Annotated in this window: 17 protein-coding genes; 9 read left to right on the forward strand and 8 right to left on the reverse strand. The window is 37.9% G+C overall.

Annotated elements, in window-relative coordinates; translation table 11 throughout:
- Positions 1-16: 16 nt before the first annotated feature.
- Positions 17-445 carry a hypothetical protein gene (locus AC27E9_RS01655; RefSeq protein ID WP_487126645.1) on the reverse strand — a complete coding sequence of 143 codons (429 nt, stop codon included), beginning with the start codon at positions 443-445 and terminating at the stop codon, positions 17-19.
- A 309-nt stretch (positions 446-754) separates the two neighbouring features.
- Between AC27E9_RS01655 and AC27E9_RS01660 the strand changes: the two genes are divergently transcribed.
- From AC27E9_RS01660 to pssA, 3 genes are all read left to right on the forward strand, one after another.
- On the forward strand, positions 755-2,785 hold the full coding sequence (locus tag AC27E9_RS01660; protein ID WP_487126647.1) for an oxidoreductase: 2,031 nt from the start codon (positions 755-757) through the stop codon (positions 2,783-2,785).
- Between the two features lie 220 nt (positions 2,786-3,005).
- A complete protein-coding gene (locus AC27E9_RS01665; RefSeq protein WP_487126649.1) occupies positions 3,006-4,946 on the forward strand; it encodes a methyl-accepting chemotaxis protein in 1,941 nt (646 codons plus the stop codon).
- Positions 4,947-5,018: 72 nt separating this feature from the next.
- Entirely contained in the window at positions 5,019-6,329 is a 1,311-nt protein-coding gene (gene pssA / locus AC27E9_RS01670) for a CDP-diacylglycerol--serine O-phosphatidyltransferase (RefSeq protein WP_487126651.1), read from the forward strand.
- A gap of 71 nt (positions 6,330-6,400) precedes the next feature.
- On the opposite strand, the gene AC27E9_RS01675 is transcribed toward pssA, so the two are convergent.
- Positions 6,401-7,102 (reverse strand): 2OG-Fe(II) oxygenase, encoded by a 702-nt coding sequence (locus AC27E9_RS01675; protein WP_487126653.1) that lies wholly within the window; start codon positions 7,100-7,102, stop codon positions 6,401-6,403.
- 118 nt (positions 7,103-7,220) lie between these two features.
- Here AC27E9_RS01675 and AC27E9_RS01680 point away from each other — a divergent pair, with 118 nt between their 5' ends.
- The 5 genes from AC27E9_RS01680 to AC27E9_RS01700 all read left to right on the forward strand — a co-directional run bounded on the left by AC27E9_RS01680 (position 7,221) and on the right by AC27E9_RS01700 (position 10,106).
- On the forward strand, positions 7,221-7,619 hold the full coding sequence (locus tag AC27E9_RS01680) for an acyl-CoA thioesterase (RefSeq protein ID WP_487126655.1): 399 nt from the start codon (positions 7,221-7,223) through the stop codon (positions 7,617-7,619).
- 180 nt (positions 7,620-7,799) lie between these two features.
- Positions 7,800-8,471, forward strand: coding sequence for a single-stranded DNA-binding protein (ssb, locus tag AC27E9_RS01685; RefSeq protein ID WP_487126657.1), 672 nt, complete (start codon positions 7,800-7,802; stop codon positions 8,469-8,471).
- Between the two features lie 325 nt (positions 8,472-8,796).
- Positions 8,797-9,414, forward strand: coding sequence for a cytochrome c oxidase subunit 3 family protein (locus AC27E9_RS01690; protein WP_487126659.1), 618 nt, complete (start codon positions 8,797-8,799; stop codon positions 9,412-9,414).
- Between the two features lie 8 nt (positions 9,415-9,422).
- Positions 9,423-9,677, forward strand: coding sequence for a cytochrome C oxidase subunit IV family protein (locus AC27E9_RS01695; protein ID WP_487126661.1), 255 nt, complete (start codon positions 9,423-9,425; stop codon positions 9,675-9,677).
- 60 nt (positions 9,678-9,737) lie between these two features.
- Positions 9,738-10,106, forward strand: coding sequence for a hypothetical protein (locus AC27E9_RS01700; RefSeq protein ID WP_487126663.1), 369 nt, complete (start codon positions 9,738-9,740; stop codon positions 10,104-10,106).
- Positions 10,107-10,192: 86 nt separating this feature from the next.
- On the opposite strand, the gene gltS is transcribed toward AC27E9_RS01700, so the two are convergent.
- The 6 genes from gltS to AC27E9_RS01730 all read right to left on the reverse strand — a co-directional run bounded on the left by gltS (position 10,193) and on the right by AC27E9_RS01730 (position 15,490).
- Complete coding sequence (gene gltS, locus AC27E9_RS01705; RefSeq protein WP_487126664.1) at positions 10,193-11,392, reverse strand: sodium/glutamate symporter; 1,200 nt, start codon at positions 11,390-11,392, stop codon at positions 10,193-10,195.
- Positions 11,385-11,729, reverse strand: coding sequence for an ion channel (locus tag AC27E9_RS01710; protein WP_487126666.1), 345 nt, complete (start codon positions 11,727-11,729; stop codon positions 11,385-11,387). The genes gltS and AC27E9_RS01710 overlap by 8 nt, the downstream gene beginning before the upstream one ends.
- 244 nt (positions 11,730-11,973) lie before the next feature.
- The gene (locus AC27E9_RS01715; protein WP_487126668.1) at positions 11,974-12,369 is read right to left on the reverse strand and encodes a hypothetical protein; all 396 of its coding nucleotides are present in this window, start codon (positions 12,367-12,369) and stop codon (positions 11,974-11,976) included.
- A 290-nt stretch (positions 12,370-12,659) separates the two neighbouring features.
- Positions 12,660-12,851, reverse strand: a complete 192-nt coding sequence (locus tag AC27E9_RS01720) for a hypothetical protein (protein WP_487078556.1) — start codon at positions 12,849-12,851, stop codon at positions 12,660-12,662.
- Between the two features lie 169 nt (positions 12,852-13,020).
- On the reverse strand, positions 13,021-14,160 hold the full coding sequence (locus tag AC27E9_RS01725) for an anhydro-N-acetylmuramic acid kinase (RefSeq protein WP_487126670.1): 1,140 nt from the start codon (positions 14,158-14,160) through the stop codon (positions 13,021-13,023).
- A 1-nt stretch (position 14,161) separates the two neighbouring features.
- Positions 14,162-15,490, reverse strand: a complete 1,329-nt coding sequence (locus tag AC27E9_RS01730; RefSeq protein WP_487126672.1) for a peptidoglycan DD-metalloendopeptidase family protein — start codon at positions 15,488-15,490, stop codon at positions 14,162-14,164.
- A 245-nt stretch (positions 15,491-15,735) separates the two neighbouring features.
- On the opposite strand from AC27E9_RS01730, the gene tyrS reads away from it, so the two are divergent.
- Positions 15,736-16,935 carry a tyrosine--tRNA ligase gene (gene tyrS / locus AC27E9_RS01735; protein WP_487126673.1) on the forward strand — a complete coding sequence of 400 codons (1,200 nt, stop codon included), beginning with the start codon at positions 15,736-15,738 and terminating at the stop codon, positions 16,933-16,935.
- Positions 16,936-17,285: the final 350 nt, after the last annotated feature.

The following is a 17,285-nucleotide window of genomic DNA, read 5'->3' on the forward strand; positions in this document are numbered from 1 at the left end:
TTGACTAAAAAAGCGGCTAAATTATCTTGCTAATAAAATCACAAATCTGATTATTACCTACAGTAACAACGACCTCATCATCAACGGCTTTATTTAATAGTGCCGCTCCCATTGGGGATTGCGGCGTTATAACCGTAATATTCATAATGTCTTGATGGTAAGAAAGTTGGCAGCGTTTACCACCAGCAACCGGTGCGATAAAAAACCACTGTTGTTTCGCTATATCTTGTTCTACCTGCACCAGCGAACCAATCACAACCTTTGCACTTTTAAAGCTAGTATCAAACTGCAATTGTTCCAAGATATTGATGGCGTTACGTATTTCATCGACACGCCTTGATTGTCCCTCCGCTAAATAACTCTGCTCTATAGCTAAGGTGTCATATTGTGTTTCTGCTACAGACTGGTCATCAGTCGCGGCTTGGTGGGCATTATCGGCAGCCACAAGCGTTGATGCTAGCTCAGCCTGAAGCTGGCTAGTAATAGCTTTAATAATATCTTGTTTGTTAATAGCTTAGTACCTTAATGATAAGTGCCACCTAACGGAAAGTAACAATTTTCAACCGTCAACGAAGTGAAAGATTGTAACAAGTAGGCAATTTATTGGCAAAATTACGCTGTCAATCTGACAGGTGTCAAAATAAAGCTTGAGTTTTCTCTTACTAGCAGATATTTTATACATTAACTGGTTCGACCATAAAAGATGAACTAGCTTTAAATACAACTTACTATGCCAATATAAAAGTGACTTAATATGAATGACAATGCTGCCTTCCCACATTTACTCGCACCATTAGATCTAGGCTTTACATCTTTAGCCAATAGAACATTAATGGGCTCTATGCATACCGGCTTAGAAGAGGAAAAAGGCGGCTTTGATAAGCTAGCTGCATTTTATCAAGCAAGGGCAAAAGGTGGTGTCGGACTAATTGTTACCGGCGGTATAAGTCCTAATACACGCGGCCGTTTAGCACCATTTGGTTGTGAGTTAAGTAAATTTTGGCAAGTGGGTAAACATAAAAAAGTTACGGAAGCAGTACATAAATATCCAACAAAAATCTGTTTGCAGTTGCTTCATGCAGGCCGTTATTCTTACCACCCGTTTAGTGTTTCAGCTAGTAAAGTTAAATCACCTATTAACCCATTTACGCCAAAAGCTATGTCGGTTCGTCAAATAAAAGGCACGATTAAAGACTTCGCTCACTCAGCAAAATTGGCGAAAAGAGCGGGTTATGACGGCGTGGAAATTATGGGCTCTGAAGGGTATTTAATTAACCAATTTAGTTGTGTGAAAGTCAATAAGCGTACTGATGAATGGGGCGGTGGCATTGAAAATAGAATGCGTTTAGCAACTGAAATTATTCGCGCGGTTCGTGCTAGTGCTGGTGATGATTTTATCATTATCTTTCGATTATCAATGTTAGACCTTGTTGAAGGTGGCAATAGCTGGCAAGACGTCGTAACAATGGCAAAAGGTGTAGAGGCCGCTGGCGCGACATTGATTAATACTGGTATTGGCTGGCATGAAGCTCGCGTACCAACTATATCGACTTCAGTACCACGTGCAGCGTTCACTTGGATCACTGAGCGTATGAAAAAAGAAGTGTCGTTGCCATTAATAACCACCAACCGCATTAATACGCCAGAAGTTGCTGAAGATATATTGTCGGCAGGCCAAGCGGATATGGTTTCAATGGCACGACCATTTTTAGCTGACGAAAACTTTGTTGAAAAGGCGGCGGCTAATAAAAGTGATGAAATTAATACTTGTATCGGTTGTAACCAAGCTTGCCTAGATCATGTTTTTAAGCAACAGCGAGCGTCTTGTTTAGTTAATCCTACGGCATGTTACGAAACTGAGTTAACATTCGAAAAATCACCAGTCAGTAAAAAAGTCGCTGTTATTGGTGCTGGTCCTGCAGGGTTAGCGTTTAGTGTTTATGCGGCTCAGCGTGGTCATCAGGTTGAAATATTTGATAAAGGCAGTGAAATAGGTGGCCAATTTAATTACGCCAAACAAATTCCAGGTAAAGAAGAGTTTTATGAAACACTGCGTTATTTTAACAAGCAAATATCCCTGAACAATATTGCATTACATTTAAACCAAGAACAGACGGCAGAACAATTAATATCGGCGGGCTTTAATGAAATTGTACTGGCAACCGGCATAGTGCCTCGACAACTCGGTATTAAAGGTATTGAACACGAAAAAGTAAAGTCTTACTTGCAGGTATTGCGTGATAAAGAGCCGATAGGTAAACGTGTTGCTATTATTGGTGCCGGCGGTATTGGCTTTGATGTTGCTGAGTTTCTGGTAGAAGAAGAGTCACTAACCACAAACCCTGAAAAATGGTTGCAAACTTGGGGAGTTGATAAAGACTATACCGAAAACGGTGGCTTAGCGAAAAATACTCAGCACGAGGCGCCGATACGAGAAATTCATTTATTACAGCGAAAGACAACAAAAGTTGGTGCAGGCCTAGGAAAAACTACCGGCTGGATACACAGAGCAACATTGCAGAAAAATGGTGTGAATATGCTTGCTGGTGTCAGCTATAAAGAAATTAATGATGAAGGTTTAGTGATCTCAATTGATGGAGAACAGCAAACCTTAGCTGTAGATCACGTTATCATTTGTGCGGGGCAAAAATCGGAACGTACATTATATCAGCAACTTGAAGATAAGGGTGTACAGGCGCATCTTATTGGTGGTGCTAATGTCGCTGCTGAATTAGATGCTAAGAGAGCCATTAGGCAAGCTGCAGAACTGGCAGCAAAAATCTAACAGCATTGCCTAGCTACAGTATTCATAAAATACTAACAGCAACAAAAGGTTATTTTTATTACTTTTTGTTGCTGTAATCTTGTCAAAAGCAGGTTTAACCTTATGCTCGCTTTCTAGCCATAAGATGCTGGAATATAGTTTGAAATAATCATTAACTTATCTTGGTCTGATGATATGCTTAGTAAGCATACCGTTGATAATAAAAAAGATAAGAGTAACTATGACGCTAATATTCAAACCGGCAATTGCCATTTCTAATTCATTGAGATTTAAAGCTAAATTTTCTTTATTAGCGGTAATGTTTTATGTGCCGCTTATCGTTAGCTTTATCTGGATTGTTAAGCAGCAAGTTGCTGATTTGGAGCAATATCAACAAGAGCTTATCGGTAATGAACAAATAGTTGCGGTGAAAAAATTAGAGCAGCTATCTGGGCAAAGCCGCTTAAATAATGCCAATGATACGGCAGTAGCCGAACAAATTAACTCACTTGAATTGAGCTCACATGCTCAACAGGTATTGGTTGAAGGGTGGCAAAAGGTTCAATCTGGTGAACGACAGTTTACTGACTTTGCCATGTTTTACGATAAAACTTTAGCAGTGAGAGAGAACTTGTCGGCCGTTAGCGGTTTATCGCGAGAGCCAGACCCTCAGGCTTTTTATTTAGCCGAAGCCGCTGTTATTCGTATACCTGCTCTTGTTGAGTACATTAGCCGCATTAAAGATCTAACTTTTACAATTATCAACAATGAGGGCTTTAGCGCCGAGACTTATACCTTACTTGTTGCTCTTGATAACCGGGTGGATGAATTACAAGTGCAATATGCTAAAACTAATGAGCAATTAAAGCGTGTTGCCCCGAATATGTTTGAGGATTATTTAGCACACTACCAGCAAGTGAATTCATCATTAGATAGCTTTCAAACAGCGTTACGCAATGAGGTTATCAACCCTGACAGTATCGCTTGGAGTGCTAACCAAGCACAAAGTATAGCTAACGAGCAGCACCAAAATTTACTAACTTTGATGTCGATGTCTGAGCAATTATTGATTGAGCGTATTCAAAAGCTGAAAAGTAGCAGTACCCAAACCCTATGGCTATTGTCATTTATGTTGGTTGTTATCATGGTTGCCATTAGTTATTTACTCGTCGGTATTTACCACTCATTAAGTGTCAATGTTAAAAATATAAACTTAGCGGCAGAGCGTTTAGGAAATGGTGACTTCTCCCAGCAAATAGAAATAGAATCGAAAGATGAATTGGGTGATATTGCCTCTCGCTTTAGTCATATGCAGGGTAAAATTCATGATTTACTCGTGAATGTTGATAATGATGTTGCGATTTTGAAATCGGCGGCAGTAAATATTAATAGTTTAACGGAAGCTATGGAAAAAAATATTGCACAGCAGCAGCAAGATACTCATCAAGTGGCCAGTTCAATTAATCAAGTTAATGACTCTGTGCAAGTTATTTCGTCAAATACAACTGGTGCGCAGGAATTAACCGAGCAAGCAAGTGTTAATGTCCAACATGGTGAACAGGTAATTACAGACACCGCAAATGTCATTACTGCAATTTCAACGCAGGTAAATAACTCAGCACAAGTGATTGATGAATTAGCTGCTCATAGTTCAGAAATAGGCACCTTTGTAAATGTAATTCGTGAAATAGCGGATCAAACAAACTTACTAGCATTGAATGCTGCAATTGAAGCAGCACGTGCTGGTGAGCAAGGGCGTGGTTTTGCCGTAGTTGCTGATGAAGTGAGAACATTAGCCAGTAGAACCCAAGATTCAACCAGTGAAATTCAACGTATTATTGAGCAGTTACAGCAAGGCACAAGTCGCTCTGTTGAAGCAATGAAAAATGGTGTTGAGCAAGCAGAGCAAGGTGTGGAAAAAACAGCGCAAGTCTCGGAAACATTTCAACAGGTAAGCCAACATGTTAATGAAATTGTTGCAGCAACATCTGAGATTTCAACTGCTGTTGCACAGCAAAGTAATATGGTTATTGGTATTACCGGAAATACCCACGACATTGCAGAAAGTACCGATAATTTATTACAATCTGCGGAAGACGCTGCCAGCGCTGGTGCGAATATTTCTCAACTCGCGGAAGAACTTGCGGTACAATTAGCACAATTTACTTTGAAAAATAATTAAACGCGTAAATGAATAACAATAAATTCCACAATTTAGCCGGATATTTAAGGGCTAGTTGTTAATATGGTGACTTTGAAAAACTCCACCGGGCTTTTGGCTCAAGACATCGAAATAGCAAGCTCTGCAGCTGATTTTAAGCAACTATTGTTGGCAGAAATATCGCAGGCAAAATTTCGAATTTATGTTTCTGCTTTGTATATTCAAGACGATGAAGCTGGGCGAGAAGTTTTAGCGGCACTTTACCAAGCCAAAGCTCAACAACCACAATTAGATGTTCGTTTATTTGTTGATTTTCATCGAGCGCAACGTGGCTTAATTGGTGAAAAAGAGCATGGCGGTAATCGTGATTATTATTTGGCACTTGAACAACAACATCAGGTGTCTATTGAAATTTATGGTGTACCAGTTAAGCGCAAAGAGTTACTAGGCGTGCTTCACCTAAAAGGCATGGTAATGGATGATGTCATGTTGTATTCCGGTGCAAGTATTAATGATGTTTATTTGCAGCAAAGTGATCGTTATCGTCTTGATCGTTATTATCGCATCCAAAGCCAAGCGTTAAGTGATAATTTCTGTGAGTATTTTCAGCGCTGTTTTGTTGATTCAAAACTCGCACCTCGATTAAACCAGGCAAACTTACCGGATAAAAAGCAACTTAAACAAAACATTATTCGTTTAACAAAGTTACTAAAAAAATCTAAATATCAAGATTTCTCTACAACTGAAGTTAGTGATATTCAGACGGCTATGTATGTAGGTTGTGGCCGTCGAGGTAATCAGCTAAATCGTGTCATTAGAGACTTGATACGCAGTAGCCGTAATGATTTAGTTATTTTTACACCATACTTTAATTTACCTAAGCCTTTATTAAGAGATCTAGATGCGGCGTTAAAGCGCGGCGTTAAGGTAACGCTTACTGTTGGCGATAAAAAAGCCAATGATTTTTATAATGCTAATGAAGAAACCTTTTCAACGGTAGAAATTGTGCCTTATATTTATGAACGTTTACTGGTAGCTTTTTTATCACGACGTCAAAAATACTTAGCCACTGGCCAGTTAACCTTGAGGTTGTGGCAAGATGGCTCAAATAGCTTTCACCTTAAAGGCTTAGTTGTTGATGACAGGTACCATTTGCTAACGGGCAGTAATTTGAACCCAAGGGCATGGGCTTTAGATATTGAAAACGGTATTTTATTAGATGATGCGAAAGGCCTACTTAGCGATAAGTTCTCTGCAGAATTTCAGCGTATAACTGCGCACACCACCATTATTGATAGCCCTGCACAAATAGAAAATATCAATAGCTACCCTGAAAAGCCGAGAAAGTTGCTGAAAAAAATTAAGATGACGCAAATTGATCGCTTATTGAAGCGTTTTCTTTAATTGCGAAGTAAAAAAAACACAGCACTCGCTGTGTTTTTTTTGTTTTAAGTAGTTACGCAATTTATGAAAAATTATTGCGCTGGTGTATAAATTTGTTGTGCAGGATTAAAACTCACCCATGAAGTTAATACGTACTTATTTGAAGAAATAGGAATATTTCCTCGATGAGTATGGGTGAATCCGCATGGTGCAATAATCATAGTGCCAGCTTTAGGTTTAATGCTTTTATCTTGATAGTAAAAGTCTGTTTCGCCACCTTCTTCAACATCATTTAAATAGATTAAAAATAACAACATCCTATGCAGTGCTTTATTCTCACCGAGTTGTGGGTATATTTCTGAGTGCCAGTAGCCGTAGTTACCTTTACCTTGCTCATAACGTTGTGCATTAATTGGTGCTAGATTAAATAAATAGCGCACTAAATTAAATAAATTAGGCTTACCAACTTCTTCAAAATTATCTGCAGTGAGTACCACCGGTGCTTTTGTTTCTGGGTGTTGAACGGTTAGGGAAATACCACTGATCAGGCTAAAAAAATACTTGCCAATATAATCAGTAATTTTGTCACCGCAGGTTTGTAATATGGTTTGTAGCGCAGGTTGAAAATCCGCATGTTGATTTAAATAAATGTCATGGCTTAGCTTTTTAGTGGTATCAACACCATTACCCGTTCTGCCAGGCACTTTATGTGGGCTGTTGTCAAAATCCAAAATAAACTTTTCACAAAATTCTTTGCTCAAAGCGCTTGGGTATACTTCGATAAAATCAGTCATAGTTCTATTCTTATTATTAATCTGGCTCAAGCATACAACAAAGTGCTGTGAATTTAATTACCTTATCAATAATTCTCTGTAGAATACTGAACAAAATTGCCACTTATGAAGAGTTTTTATGTTTAGTGAAGTAGTGACTACTCGGTTTAGCGACACAGATGCCTTAGGGCACATTAATAATACTATGGTGCCTGTGTGGTTTGAAGGTGCTAGAGATCCTGTTTTTAAATGGTTTATGCCAGAATTAAACTTACAGCAATGGCGCCTTATTTTGGCAAAAATTGATGTCAATTTTCATGCGCAAATTTACTATGGTAAAGAGATTACACTTCGTACATATATTGGCAGAATCGGTAGTTCATCATTTGATGTTTACCAAGAATTATGGCAAAACGAAATCAAATGTGCCTCGGGTACCGCCGTTATGGTGCATTTTTGTTATGAAAATCAGAGTTCTTTAAAAATTCCTGCTGAAGTCTTACAAAAAATGCAAGAGCACCTTTATTCTGAAGAATAATTTTAGCAAGTTTTTGTTGAAAATATTTTCGAAAATCTCGGTAAATCTAGCGTAATTTTTTACGTCTAATGGTAGAATCATTCTATCGTAATTAGAAAGTTAATATTCTGAGCGAGTTGTCGCTTAGAGAAATGTTAAACCGGTAAAGCAGCGCTTTACCGCAAATATAGGATTTTGTTCATGGCTGGTGTCAATAAAGTAATAATTTTAGGTAACTTAGGGAAAGATCCCGAAGTACGTTTTATGCCTAACGGTGGTGGTGTTGCTAACCTCACTATTGCAACTTCAGAAAGTTGGAAAGATAAGCAAACGGGTGAACAAAAAGAAAAAACAGAATGGCACCGTGTTGTTATGTTCGGTAAGTTAGCAGAAATTGCTGGTGAGTACTTAAAGAAAGGTTCTAAAGTTTACATTGAAGGTGCTTTGCAGACGCGTAAATGGCAAAACCAGCAAGGCCAAGATCAATATACTACTGAAATAGTGGTACAAGGTTTCAATGGCACTATGCAAATGTTAGATTCTCGTGGTGGTAGTGGTGCACAAGCTGGGGGCTTCAATCAACAAGCTCCACAACAATCAGGTGGCTTCCAACAGCAAGCAGCACCTGCTCAAAGTGGAGGTTTCCAGCAACAAGCAGCACCTCAGCAAGCTTATAATAAACCAGCACAACAAAGTGGAGGTTTCCAGCAACAATCTGCTCCACAACAGCAATCAGGTGGCTTCCAACAGCAATCTGCACCACAACAGCAATCAGGTGGTTTCCAGCAACAACAAGGTGGTTTTCAGCAAAATGCACCTAAAGTAAATCCGCAAGAGCCAACTATTGATTTTGACGACGATATTCCGTTCTAAATAAAATTTAATATAAGTTTTTTTAGAAGGTGAGCTTGTGCTCACCTTTTTTGTTTTTGTGATTATCGTTATCACACGGTAGTTAACGAATATTTGATTTATGTCACTTAAAACTTTTGCACATTCTGTATGCTATTGACGCTATATTGCGCTGATGGCTTATTTAATGAATGCGCAATAAGTTTTAGCAATTTACCCGATGAAAGATGAACTCAGCCTGTATTTGCTAAATTGTTAACTGTGAAGTCAGCACAATGTTTTATAAATAGTAGCTAATAAAGTCTCTATTACCGCTGAGTTTACTGTTTGATTAAGTAAGGTTGATATGAACAACGAAATCCCTAGTAAATCTCTTGGTATCTTCCCGCATTCTTGGAGCGAAGAGCAAGCAGGAAGAATTCCAGGTAATATTCCTATTTGGGTTGGCATTTTATCTGAGCTAACCGAGTTTGCGATATTTTTTGTCGCTTACTTCATTGCCAAATATAACTATCCTGAAGTGTTTGCCACAGGGCCACAAGGCTTGAGCACCAGCTTAGGCGTGGCAAATACCATCATATTATTATCGAGTAGTTACTTTATGGCGAAAGCCATGATGAACATTAGACTTGATAATCGCATTAAGTGTGAACGCTATTTATGGTTAGCCGTTAGCTGCGGTGCTTTCTACCTTATTATCAAAACATGGGAATTCTATTGGAATAACCTGCAAGGACTGAGCACTAGTACCAATGAGTTTTATACTGTTTATTACTATATGACCTTTAACCATTTCTTACATGTAGGGTGGGCGTCTTGCGCTATTTTATGGGTTATATTTCGCCTACGTGCCGGAGAGTATTCTGCGGCCGAGCACAGTGGCCTAGAAGCTTTGGCGGTTTATTGGCACATGATTGATTTAATGTGGATTTTAATATTCCCATTACTTTACGTGTTACGTTAGAGGTTGATATGAAAAAATTTAAAAAATTAGAATGGTTCTGGGCAGTACTGATATTTATAACCCTATTTAACACTTTCTTAGGTGAGCAATTTGAGTCAACAGCCTTAGTTAGCATTATTGTCGCTTTAACGGTAATGTATAAAGGCATCACCGTTATTGATCATTTTATGGAGTTGAAGCACGCCAATAGAAATTTACGCTGGTTAATGCGGATGTATTTAATTTTATTTCCGTCGTTAATAATTGCAACGGTGTTTTTCTAAGACATTCATACAGTAGAAATTTTAGGTTTATAAGCGAGTCATCAACAGAGATAGTCAATTATGAATTTACAGACGAAAATTCAAAGTAAAGAGCAAATAAAACAAGCCTCTAATATTGCCCTGTGGTCAATATTAAACTTAACTTTTCTGCCAGGGTTGGCATTTATTATATTGTTGATGAAGCTAAATAAATGTCAGAAAAATAGCTTGTCTGATTATCACCTTTCGTTCGCAATTAAACTCAATTTAATTGCGGCAGCGGCATTAATATTAGTTAGTATTTTAATGATACTTCTGGGTGGCTTTAATTCAGGTTGGACATGGGTATTTGTTATTACGTATTTTGTACTGGTACATACTATATTCATTGTACTTGCTGTTTGGGCATTAATTCGATCTTGGGCAGGTAATCGAGTCTTTAAGCAATAATTGTGATCAGTATTGAAAAATTTGTTAGCTAAATGTTTAGCAGGAAAGCTATTTCAACATATGAATGCTTGCTGATGCAGTATAGCTTAATAATGTAATAAAAAGCTGATAACAAAGGCGTTCGTTACGTCAACGAAAAATGCTGCAACTAACGGCAGAATAATAAAAGCCATTGGTGCTGGACCATGAGCTTTTGTAACCGCTGTCATATTGGCTATCGCAGTTGGTGTTGCACCTAATGCGAAACCACCAAAACCTGCACTTAATACAGCGGCTTGATAATTTCTGCCCATTAATGGAAAGAGTATTAGCAAAATAAATAGTATTGCTGTCAATGTTTGCAGAGTGAGAATGATTAATAAAGGGCCGGCAAGGCTTGCAATGGTCCAAAGTTGCATACTCATTAAGGACATAGTTAAAAATAAACTCAATGAAAAATCAGACACTATTGCTAACGAGCGAGTGCGTGCTGGCCAAGCCAACTTGGGGACAAAAACAGGTATAATATTGGAAAGCAAAATACCTGTGAGCAAACAAGTGACAAATAGAGGTAATTTAAAACCTAGGTCGGTAAGGAGGTTATTGAATAAGTAGCCGATAATAATGCAAATATGTAGTATTAAAATTACCGACATAAAGTTAAGGTGATTAAAGGTTTCAGTATTAACTTTGTCGTACGCAATGCCTATGGATGGGTCTGACTTTTTACTACTTGAAAGTTTATTTTTTGCTAATAAAAACTTGGCAATTGGGCCACCAATTAAACTGGCAATAACTAGTCCTAATGTCGCACTGGCAACGCCTATTTCTAGGGCATTTTCAATACCAAGATTCTTAATTTCTGGCGCCCAAGCGATAGCTGTGCCATGGCCTCCAATTAAAGAAGCTGAGCCGGCTAAAACACCGATTGTTAATGGCAACCCGAGTAATTGTGCGCTGCCCATACCAACTAAGTTTTGCACAATAATAAAAGTTAAGGTGAGAAATAATAATATCAATAGCGGTTTCCCACCTTTAATGAGGTCTGAGAAGCGGGCATTAAGGCCAATAGCTGTAAAAAAGTACACCAGTAATCGGTCTCTGGTAGATAAATCAAAACTGATTTCAACACCACTTAAAAGATAAATACCGTAAATTATCATAGCGGCGAGTAAGCCACCGATGACCGGCTCTGGAATATTGTAATCTTGAAATGTTTTAAAGCGCTTGGTTAGCATTACACCAATAAAAAAAACAATAATGCCAATGGTGTAGGATAAAAAACTATCAACTGCAATATTATTCATGTGCTATTCCGTGTTGTGCTGCGCGAATTCGGGCAATAGCTTCAACGAGTACAGCAGTATTTAATCCAACAATGATCAATCCATTTACAGCGGTTAAGCTGCCTAGTATTCGCCATTGAGGATCTAAAACAATATCGCCATAGCCTAAGGTTGAAAATGTGACAATGGAAAAATATAAAGCAGGCTCCATGTTATCGAAAATGCCTATTAACATATAAACCCAGGCCCATAAGCCTGCGCTGACGCTTAACCCCGCAACTAACCAAAGTACCATAGCGCTTAGCACGAAAATGGTTTTTATTTGTATCGGCGGCTTCGCAAGCCAATGTCCCATCATATGCAAACTATGTGTGAGTGTGCTGATAAAAGCCACTTGAATAAATACCGTACCAATAATAAGTCATGAGCCATATATTATTTGTGTAAAAATCACGAGTTGAGTCCGATAATTTATTGCTTAGTTAGACAGTAAATCATCTAATTTATTAGTGTTTAAATCAATGATTTTAAAGTTTATTTGTGTAACTCAACTAAGGTAAGTTAGGAGGTTTCGTCCCGTTATTGCGCGTGACGAGCGAGTATTAAGCTAATTTAGTTTTCAACCACTGCTTAGCGGCTTTTGTCGAGTCAAAATGTTGATTTTCTAAGCCAGCTTTATCATAAACCTTTTTAAAGATGCTTTGCGTTATTTGTGCGGCATTGCTTTCAGCAGAATTAATAGCAAGTGCTTTTGTTGGTCCTTGCTTTACAAGGTTAAGGTGGTAATCCAAACCTTCTTGTGTTGCGAATGTATCGCCATTTAACTCCAATAAAATGGCAAAATTATGGAAGTCGACTTCGTGTAAAATAATTTCTGATAATTCTCGATGCATTTGTTTAAAAAACTCTAAATTCCATGGGCCCGTTGCATTGATGGTTACTATGTTATCTTCAATGGTGTAGCTACAGTGCCCGTGGGCGATAAACTCTGCTTTCAAATGGCAACCTAGTGTTATTATTGTTTGCTCTTTAGTTAATTATTAGTTGTTCTATCGCTATCTGTAAAGCAACAAGTGAAATATTGACGGTAATTTTTAAACTTGATGCTGTTAAGCCGTTAAACAATGACACATTTGGCTAGTATTTATTAAAAGTATTTTTATCAACAGCATAGTTTAACTGTTGATGAGCTTAGGCTAGTAAAGGTGAATGAACATATTACTTATTGTTAGCAACAAAAAAGCTCCCTAAGGAGCTTAATCATACTAAGTTATTAACTTGTGAATACTTAGTAGTAGGTATCTTCTTTATTATGCGCTTGTGGATCTTCAATGATCTCTTCAAAGCCAACTTCAAAGCTATTATTGTTATCAGTATTTGCCATATAAATTGTGCGGGTTGAACCATCAATCCAAGTTACTGTACCGCTACCTTTCTTACTACCGCATTTCATACCAATATGAATATCGTTAAACTCCATTGCTTCCTCCTCGTTTGTCGTCGAACATCGAATGATCAATCCGATAAAGCAAACCGCAATTACTTAGAAAATTATTTATTAGAATAGTTCAAATATTCCACAAGTAATGTGTTTTTTTTCAACAGGGACGGTTTATTATAAAGAGAAAATTATTCAAATCTAGTGATTTTTAAGGATTAACACTAACCCCTAAAACGGTTTGCTTGCAAGCCCCTGTTACAGCTGGAATGTTGCCGAAAATATTTTTATCGAAAGCGAAAGCTAACCACGCAAATGCCATGGCCTCCATTGCATCACTATTTATATTTTTTGTATGAGTATTCATTATCTGGTGATCGTTAAGTTTTTGATTTAATAGTGAAACTAAGTGCGAATTTTCAACGCCACCACCACAAATATATACGTCAGATTTCGTAGATAATTTACAAATTTCATTGCTGATTGTTATTGCGGTAAGTTCGGTTAATGTTGTTTGAATATCGACAGCAGAAAGGTCACTATTTAGTATAAATTGACTTAACCATTGTGGATTAAAATACTCTCGACCAGTACTCTTAGGCGCTGGTTGTGAAAAGTAATTATCGCTTAACATTTGTTGTAATAAAGATTGAGAAGTTTTCCCTGATTTTGCCCAGTTACCGTTTTCATCATATCGAGTTAAGTGATGTTGCGCGTACCAATAATCCATTAGTGCATTACCTGGCCCAGTGTCAAAACCGATAGCTTGCTTAGTAGAGTTCTTCGGTAAGAAAGTAATATTGGCAATACCGCCAATGTTAACAACAAAAACATCTTTTTTAGTATTACTAAAAATAGCTTGATGAAATGCTGGTACTAAAGGTGCGCCTTGGCCGCCTAATGCTATATCTTTACTACGAAAATCTCCAACAACACGAATACCAGTTAAAACCGCAAGTGTTTGTAAACAGCCGATTTGTAACGTGAAAGGTTTGTTTATTTGTGTGCTTGATATTGGCCTGTGGCGAATAGTTTGTCCGTGGCAACCAATGGCAGTAATATCGCTAGCCGATAATTGTTGCTGTGTTAAAAATTGCTTAATTGCTGCTGCAAATTGATGTGCTAACTCTATGCTCAAGCTACCGACGCGATCAATCTCATTATTGCTTGGGTTATATAGGCTAGTAATTTTGTGATGAGTGATATCGTCATATGCTTGATAATAACTGGCAATTAGATTGGCGTTATTTGCTTGTTCAGCTTCTATAGTGTCAAACTCAACTAGGGCAAGGTCAATACCGTCGGCGCTGGTACCAGACATTAAGCCTATATATCGTACCTTGTTGCTCATTTTATTCGGCACTACTTGATTTTGTCGTTGAAAAGTTCAACGCCTGACGAGAGCTAGATAGTTCTGCTATACGCTGAGAAGCTAAAGCTTCAAATTCACTGCGATATTTATTACTTATAGGCTTCGCATCGGGCAGTTTTACCGTACGTGGGTTGCGGTGAACGCCGTTAAGTAAAAACTCATAATGTAGATGTGGTGCTTGTGACATACCTGTTGAACCAACGTAGCCAATGATTTGTCCTTGTTTAACTCGTTGACCCTTTTTGACCGCGCGCTTTGAAAAATGTAAATACTTAGTGACTATGCCATTACCATGTTGGATAAAAACATAATTACCGTTGTATTTGTTGTAAGTTGCATGAGTAACTTTACCATTCCCTGCAGCGACAACTGGTGTGCCTTTTTTAGCTCTATAGTCAGTTCCGTTGTGTGCTTTCCAACGCTTTTGTATCGGATGAAAACGTTTGCGTTTAAAGTTTGAGCTGATGTACCTGAAGTTTACTGGTGCGCGTAAAAATGCTTTACGCATGCTTTTTCCATCAGGTGAATAGTATTCGTCATCGGTAAAGCGAATAGCTTGGAATGTATCACCTTGATTGATAAATTCTGCAGCAAGTATCTTACCTGTACCAATAAAGTCACCTTCAATATATTGTTTCTCATAAATAACATTAAAGCTGTCACCCTCACGTATATCTAAGGCGAAATCTATGTCCCAGCCAAAAACGTTCGCTAAGTTAATAATTTGGCCATCATTTAAGCCGGCGGCAGCGGCAGCATTCCAGAAGTTAGACTTAATGGTACCCTGGGCAAAGGCTTCTTGAATATCAACTGCTTTACTTTCTTTATGAGAATGATATTGCTGGTTTTGTAAATTAACAAATAAGGTATCGGTTTTTGATAACGGATATTCTAATGAAATTAATGTGCCATCATCGTCTTTACCAATACGTAAGGTGTCGCCAACATTGAGTTTTTTTAATAATTTACTTTCTTTTCCTTTGGCAATCATGACATTGTGGGTCGTGGTGGCATTTAAGCCATTGCGTTTAAATATTTTTGCCAGAGAATCACCACTTCTTACTTTCACCGTTTGCCAATTTAACTGGTTGGCATTTTCTTCGATATTGTTATCACTGATGTTTGGTATCGCAGTTTCTTTATTTTGGCTGATTGTCAAAGGCGGTAATTGTTTTTTTGCTATTTGAATCTCAGGTGTCGGATTATTTTTCGTCCCCTGTTCTGGCATTGCTACTTGATACCTTTGGCCAGCGATAAACTCGCCGCTAGCAGGTGAATTTAGTTGATTATTGCCTTTAAGCGGTACCATTAACAAGAAAAGTACTATTACAGCACAGGAGATAATTATTACTTGGTGCTGTTTCGGGAGGGCAAAATATAAATTTTTTATATTTTTCAAAAAGCTAAGACCTATAGATGAGAAAATAATACGACAACTGTCGTTTACTATAACAAAATAATATCAACTGAAACAATGATAGGGTTTTCACCACAGTTAAAATTGCAGTAGAATTCGGCAATTAAATATTACTACCCCTGTTTGGAGCCTAATAAATGTCAGATGTAAGCCAAGCGTTTGCAGAGTTAAAACGTGGTGCAGAAGAGATTCTGCTCGAAGATGAGTTATTGGAAAAGCTTAAACAAGGGAAGCCATTAAAAATTAAAGCTGGCTTTGATCCAACAGCTCCAGATCTACATCTTGGTCATACGGTACTTATTAATAAGTTGCGTCAATTTCAACAACAAGGGCATGAAGTTATTTTCCTTATCGGTGATTTCACTGGCATGATTGGCGACCCAACAGGCAAGAATGTTACGCGTAAGCCATTAACGAAAGAAGATGTACTGTCGAATGCGGAAACTTATAAAGAGCAAGTATTTAAAATATTAGATCCAGCGAAAACTACCGTTGCTTTTAATTCTACTTGGATGGAAAAGCTGGGCTCAGCTGGCATGTTAAAACTTGCCTCACGCCAAACTGTTGCTCGTATGATGGAAAGAGACGACTTTAAAAAGCGTTATGCTGGTGGTCAGGCAATTGCGATTCATGAATTTATGTACCCACTTGTACAAGGCTGGGACTCTGTGGCGCTAGAAGCTGATGTTGAACTTGGTGGTACCGACCAGAAATTTAATTTACTAATGGGCCGTGAGTTACAAAAATCTGAAGGACAACGCCCTCAAACCGTATTGATGATGCCGTTATTAGAAGGTTTAGATGGCGTGCAAAAAATGTCTAAATCACTGAACAATTATATTGGTATCACTGATGCGCCGAACGACATGTTTGGCAAAGTCATGTCGATTTCAGATGATCTAATGTGGCGCTACTATGAATTATTAAGCTTTAAACCTATTGATGTTATACAAGGTTATAAAGATAAAATAGCTGCTGGTGCTAACCCACGCGATGTAAAAATTGATTTAGCGAAAGAGTTGATTGAACGCTTTCATGACACTGCTGCAGCTGAAGCTGCTCATCAAGAATTTATCAACCGTTTTCAAAAAGGTGCAATGCCAGACGATATGTCTGAAAAGGATGTTGTAACTGAAGGTGGCGAGATTGCCATTGCAAATTTACTAAAAGAAGTCGGTTTAGTGGCAAGTACCTCTGAAGCAATGCGTATGATAAAACAAGGTGCTGCTAAAATTGATGGTGAAAAAATTACTGACAATAAGTTGGTGGTGAATGCAGGTACAAGCGCTGTTTACCAAGTCGGTAAGCGCAAATTTGCTAAAGTAACCATTAAATAGCGCAATGTAGCTTTGTAAAATCGTAAGCTAGCATCAAAAAACTAACATAGTTGTTATAAAAGCCAGTATTAATACTGGCTTTTTTATGGCGTAAAGAAAGTATCCCTGTTTCAACGAATTGACCTTGCCTTGACAAAAAACACTTCCTAGCCTTCTTTAGAGAATCGTAGCAATCCCTGTCTATATCATGTTGTTTTTTATTCAAAATATTCGAATTAAGCAAGATTGACTATATGTTCTAGAATTAACATAACTTTATTGATCTAAGTCAGTATCGTTAATTTCAATCGGCGTAATATGTGCGACATATTGTCGCAGTTATGTAAATTCGAGATTACTGTTTTTCTTAA

Source organism: Colwellia meonggei, from assembly GCF_057537295.1.

What these genes read in the sequence shown, in the direction of transcription:
- tyrS (WP_487126673.1), top strand. Translation starts at nt 15,736, where the DNA reads ATGTCAGATGTAAGCCAAGCGTTTGCAGAGTTAAAACGTGGTGCAGAA.
- AC27E9_RS01660 (WP_487126647.1), top strand. Translation starts at nt 755, where the DNA reads ATGAATGACAATGCTGCCTTCCCACATTTACTCGCACCATTAGATCTA.
- AC27E9_RS01675 (WP_487126653.1), bottom strand. Translation starts at nt 7,102, where the DNA reads ATGACTGATTTTATCGAAGTATACCCAAGCGCTTTGAGCAAAGAATTT.
- AC27E9_RS01665 (WP_487126649.1), top strand. Translation starts at nt 3,006, where the DNA reads ATGACGCTAATATTCAAACCGGCAATTGCCATTTCTAATTCATTGAGA.
- AC27E9_RS01720 (WP_487078556.1), bottom strand. Translation starts at nt 12,851, where the DNA reads ATGGAGTTTAACGATATTCATATTGGTATGAAATGCGGTAGTAAGAAA.
- AC27E9_RS01700 (WP_487126663.1), top strand. Translation starts at nt 9,738, where the DNA reads ATGAATTTACAGACGAAAATTCAAAGTAAAGAGCAAATAAAACAAGCC.
- AC27E9_RS01695 (WP_487126661.1), top strand. Translation starts at nt 9,423, where the DNA reads ATGAAAAAATTTAAAAAATTAGAATGGTTCTGGGCAGTACTGATATTT.
- ssb (WP_487126657.1), top strand. Translation starts at nt 7,800, where the DNA reads ATGGCTGGTGTCAATAAAGTAATAATTTTAGGTAACTTAGGGAAAGAT.
- gltS (WP_487126664.1), bottom strand. Translation starts at nt 11,392, where the DNA reads ATGAATAATATTGCAGTTGATAGTTTTTTATCCTACACCATTGGCATT.
- AC27E9_RS01680 (WP_487126655.1), top strand. Translation starts at nt 7,221, where the DNA reads ATGTTTAGTGAAGTAGTGACTACTCGGTTTAGCGACACAGATGCCTTA.
- AC27E9_RS01690 (WP_487126659.1), top strand. Translation starts at nt 8,797, where the DNA reads ATGAACAACGAAATCCCTAGTAAATCTCTTGGTATCTTCCCGCATTCT.
- AC27E9_RS01730 (WP_487126672.1), bottom strand. Translation starts at nt 15,490, where the DNA reads ATGGTACCGCTTAAAGGCAATAATCAACTAAATTCACCTGCTAGCGGC.
- AC27E9_RS01725 (WP_487126670.1), bottom strand. Translation starts at nt 14,160, where the DNA reads ATGAGCAACAAGGTACGATATATAGGCTTAATGTCTGGTACCAGCGCC.
- AC27E9_RS01710 (WP_487126666.1), bottom strand. Translation starts at nt 11,729, where the DNA reads ATGATGGGACATTGGCTTGCGAAGCCGCCGATACAAATAAAAACCATT.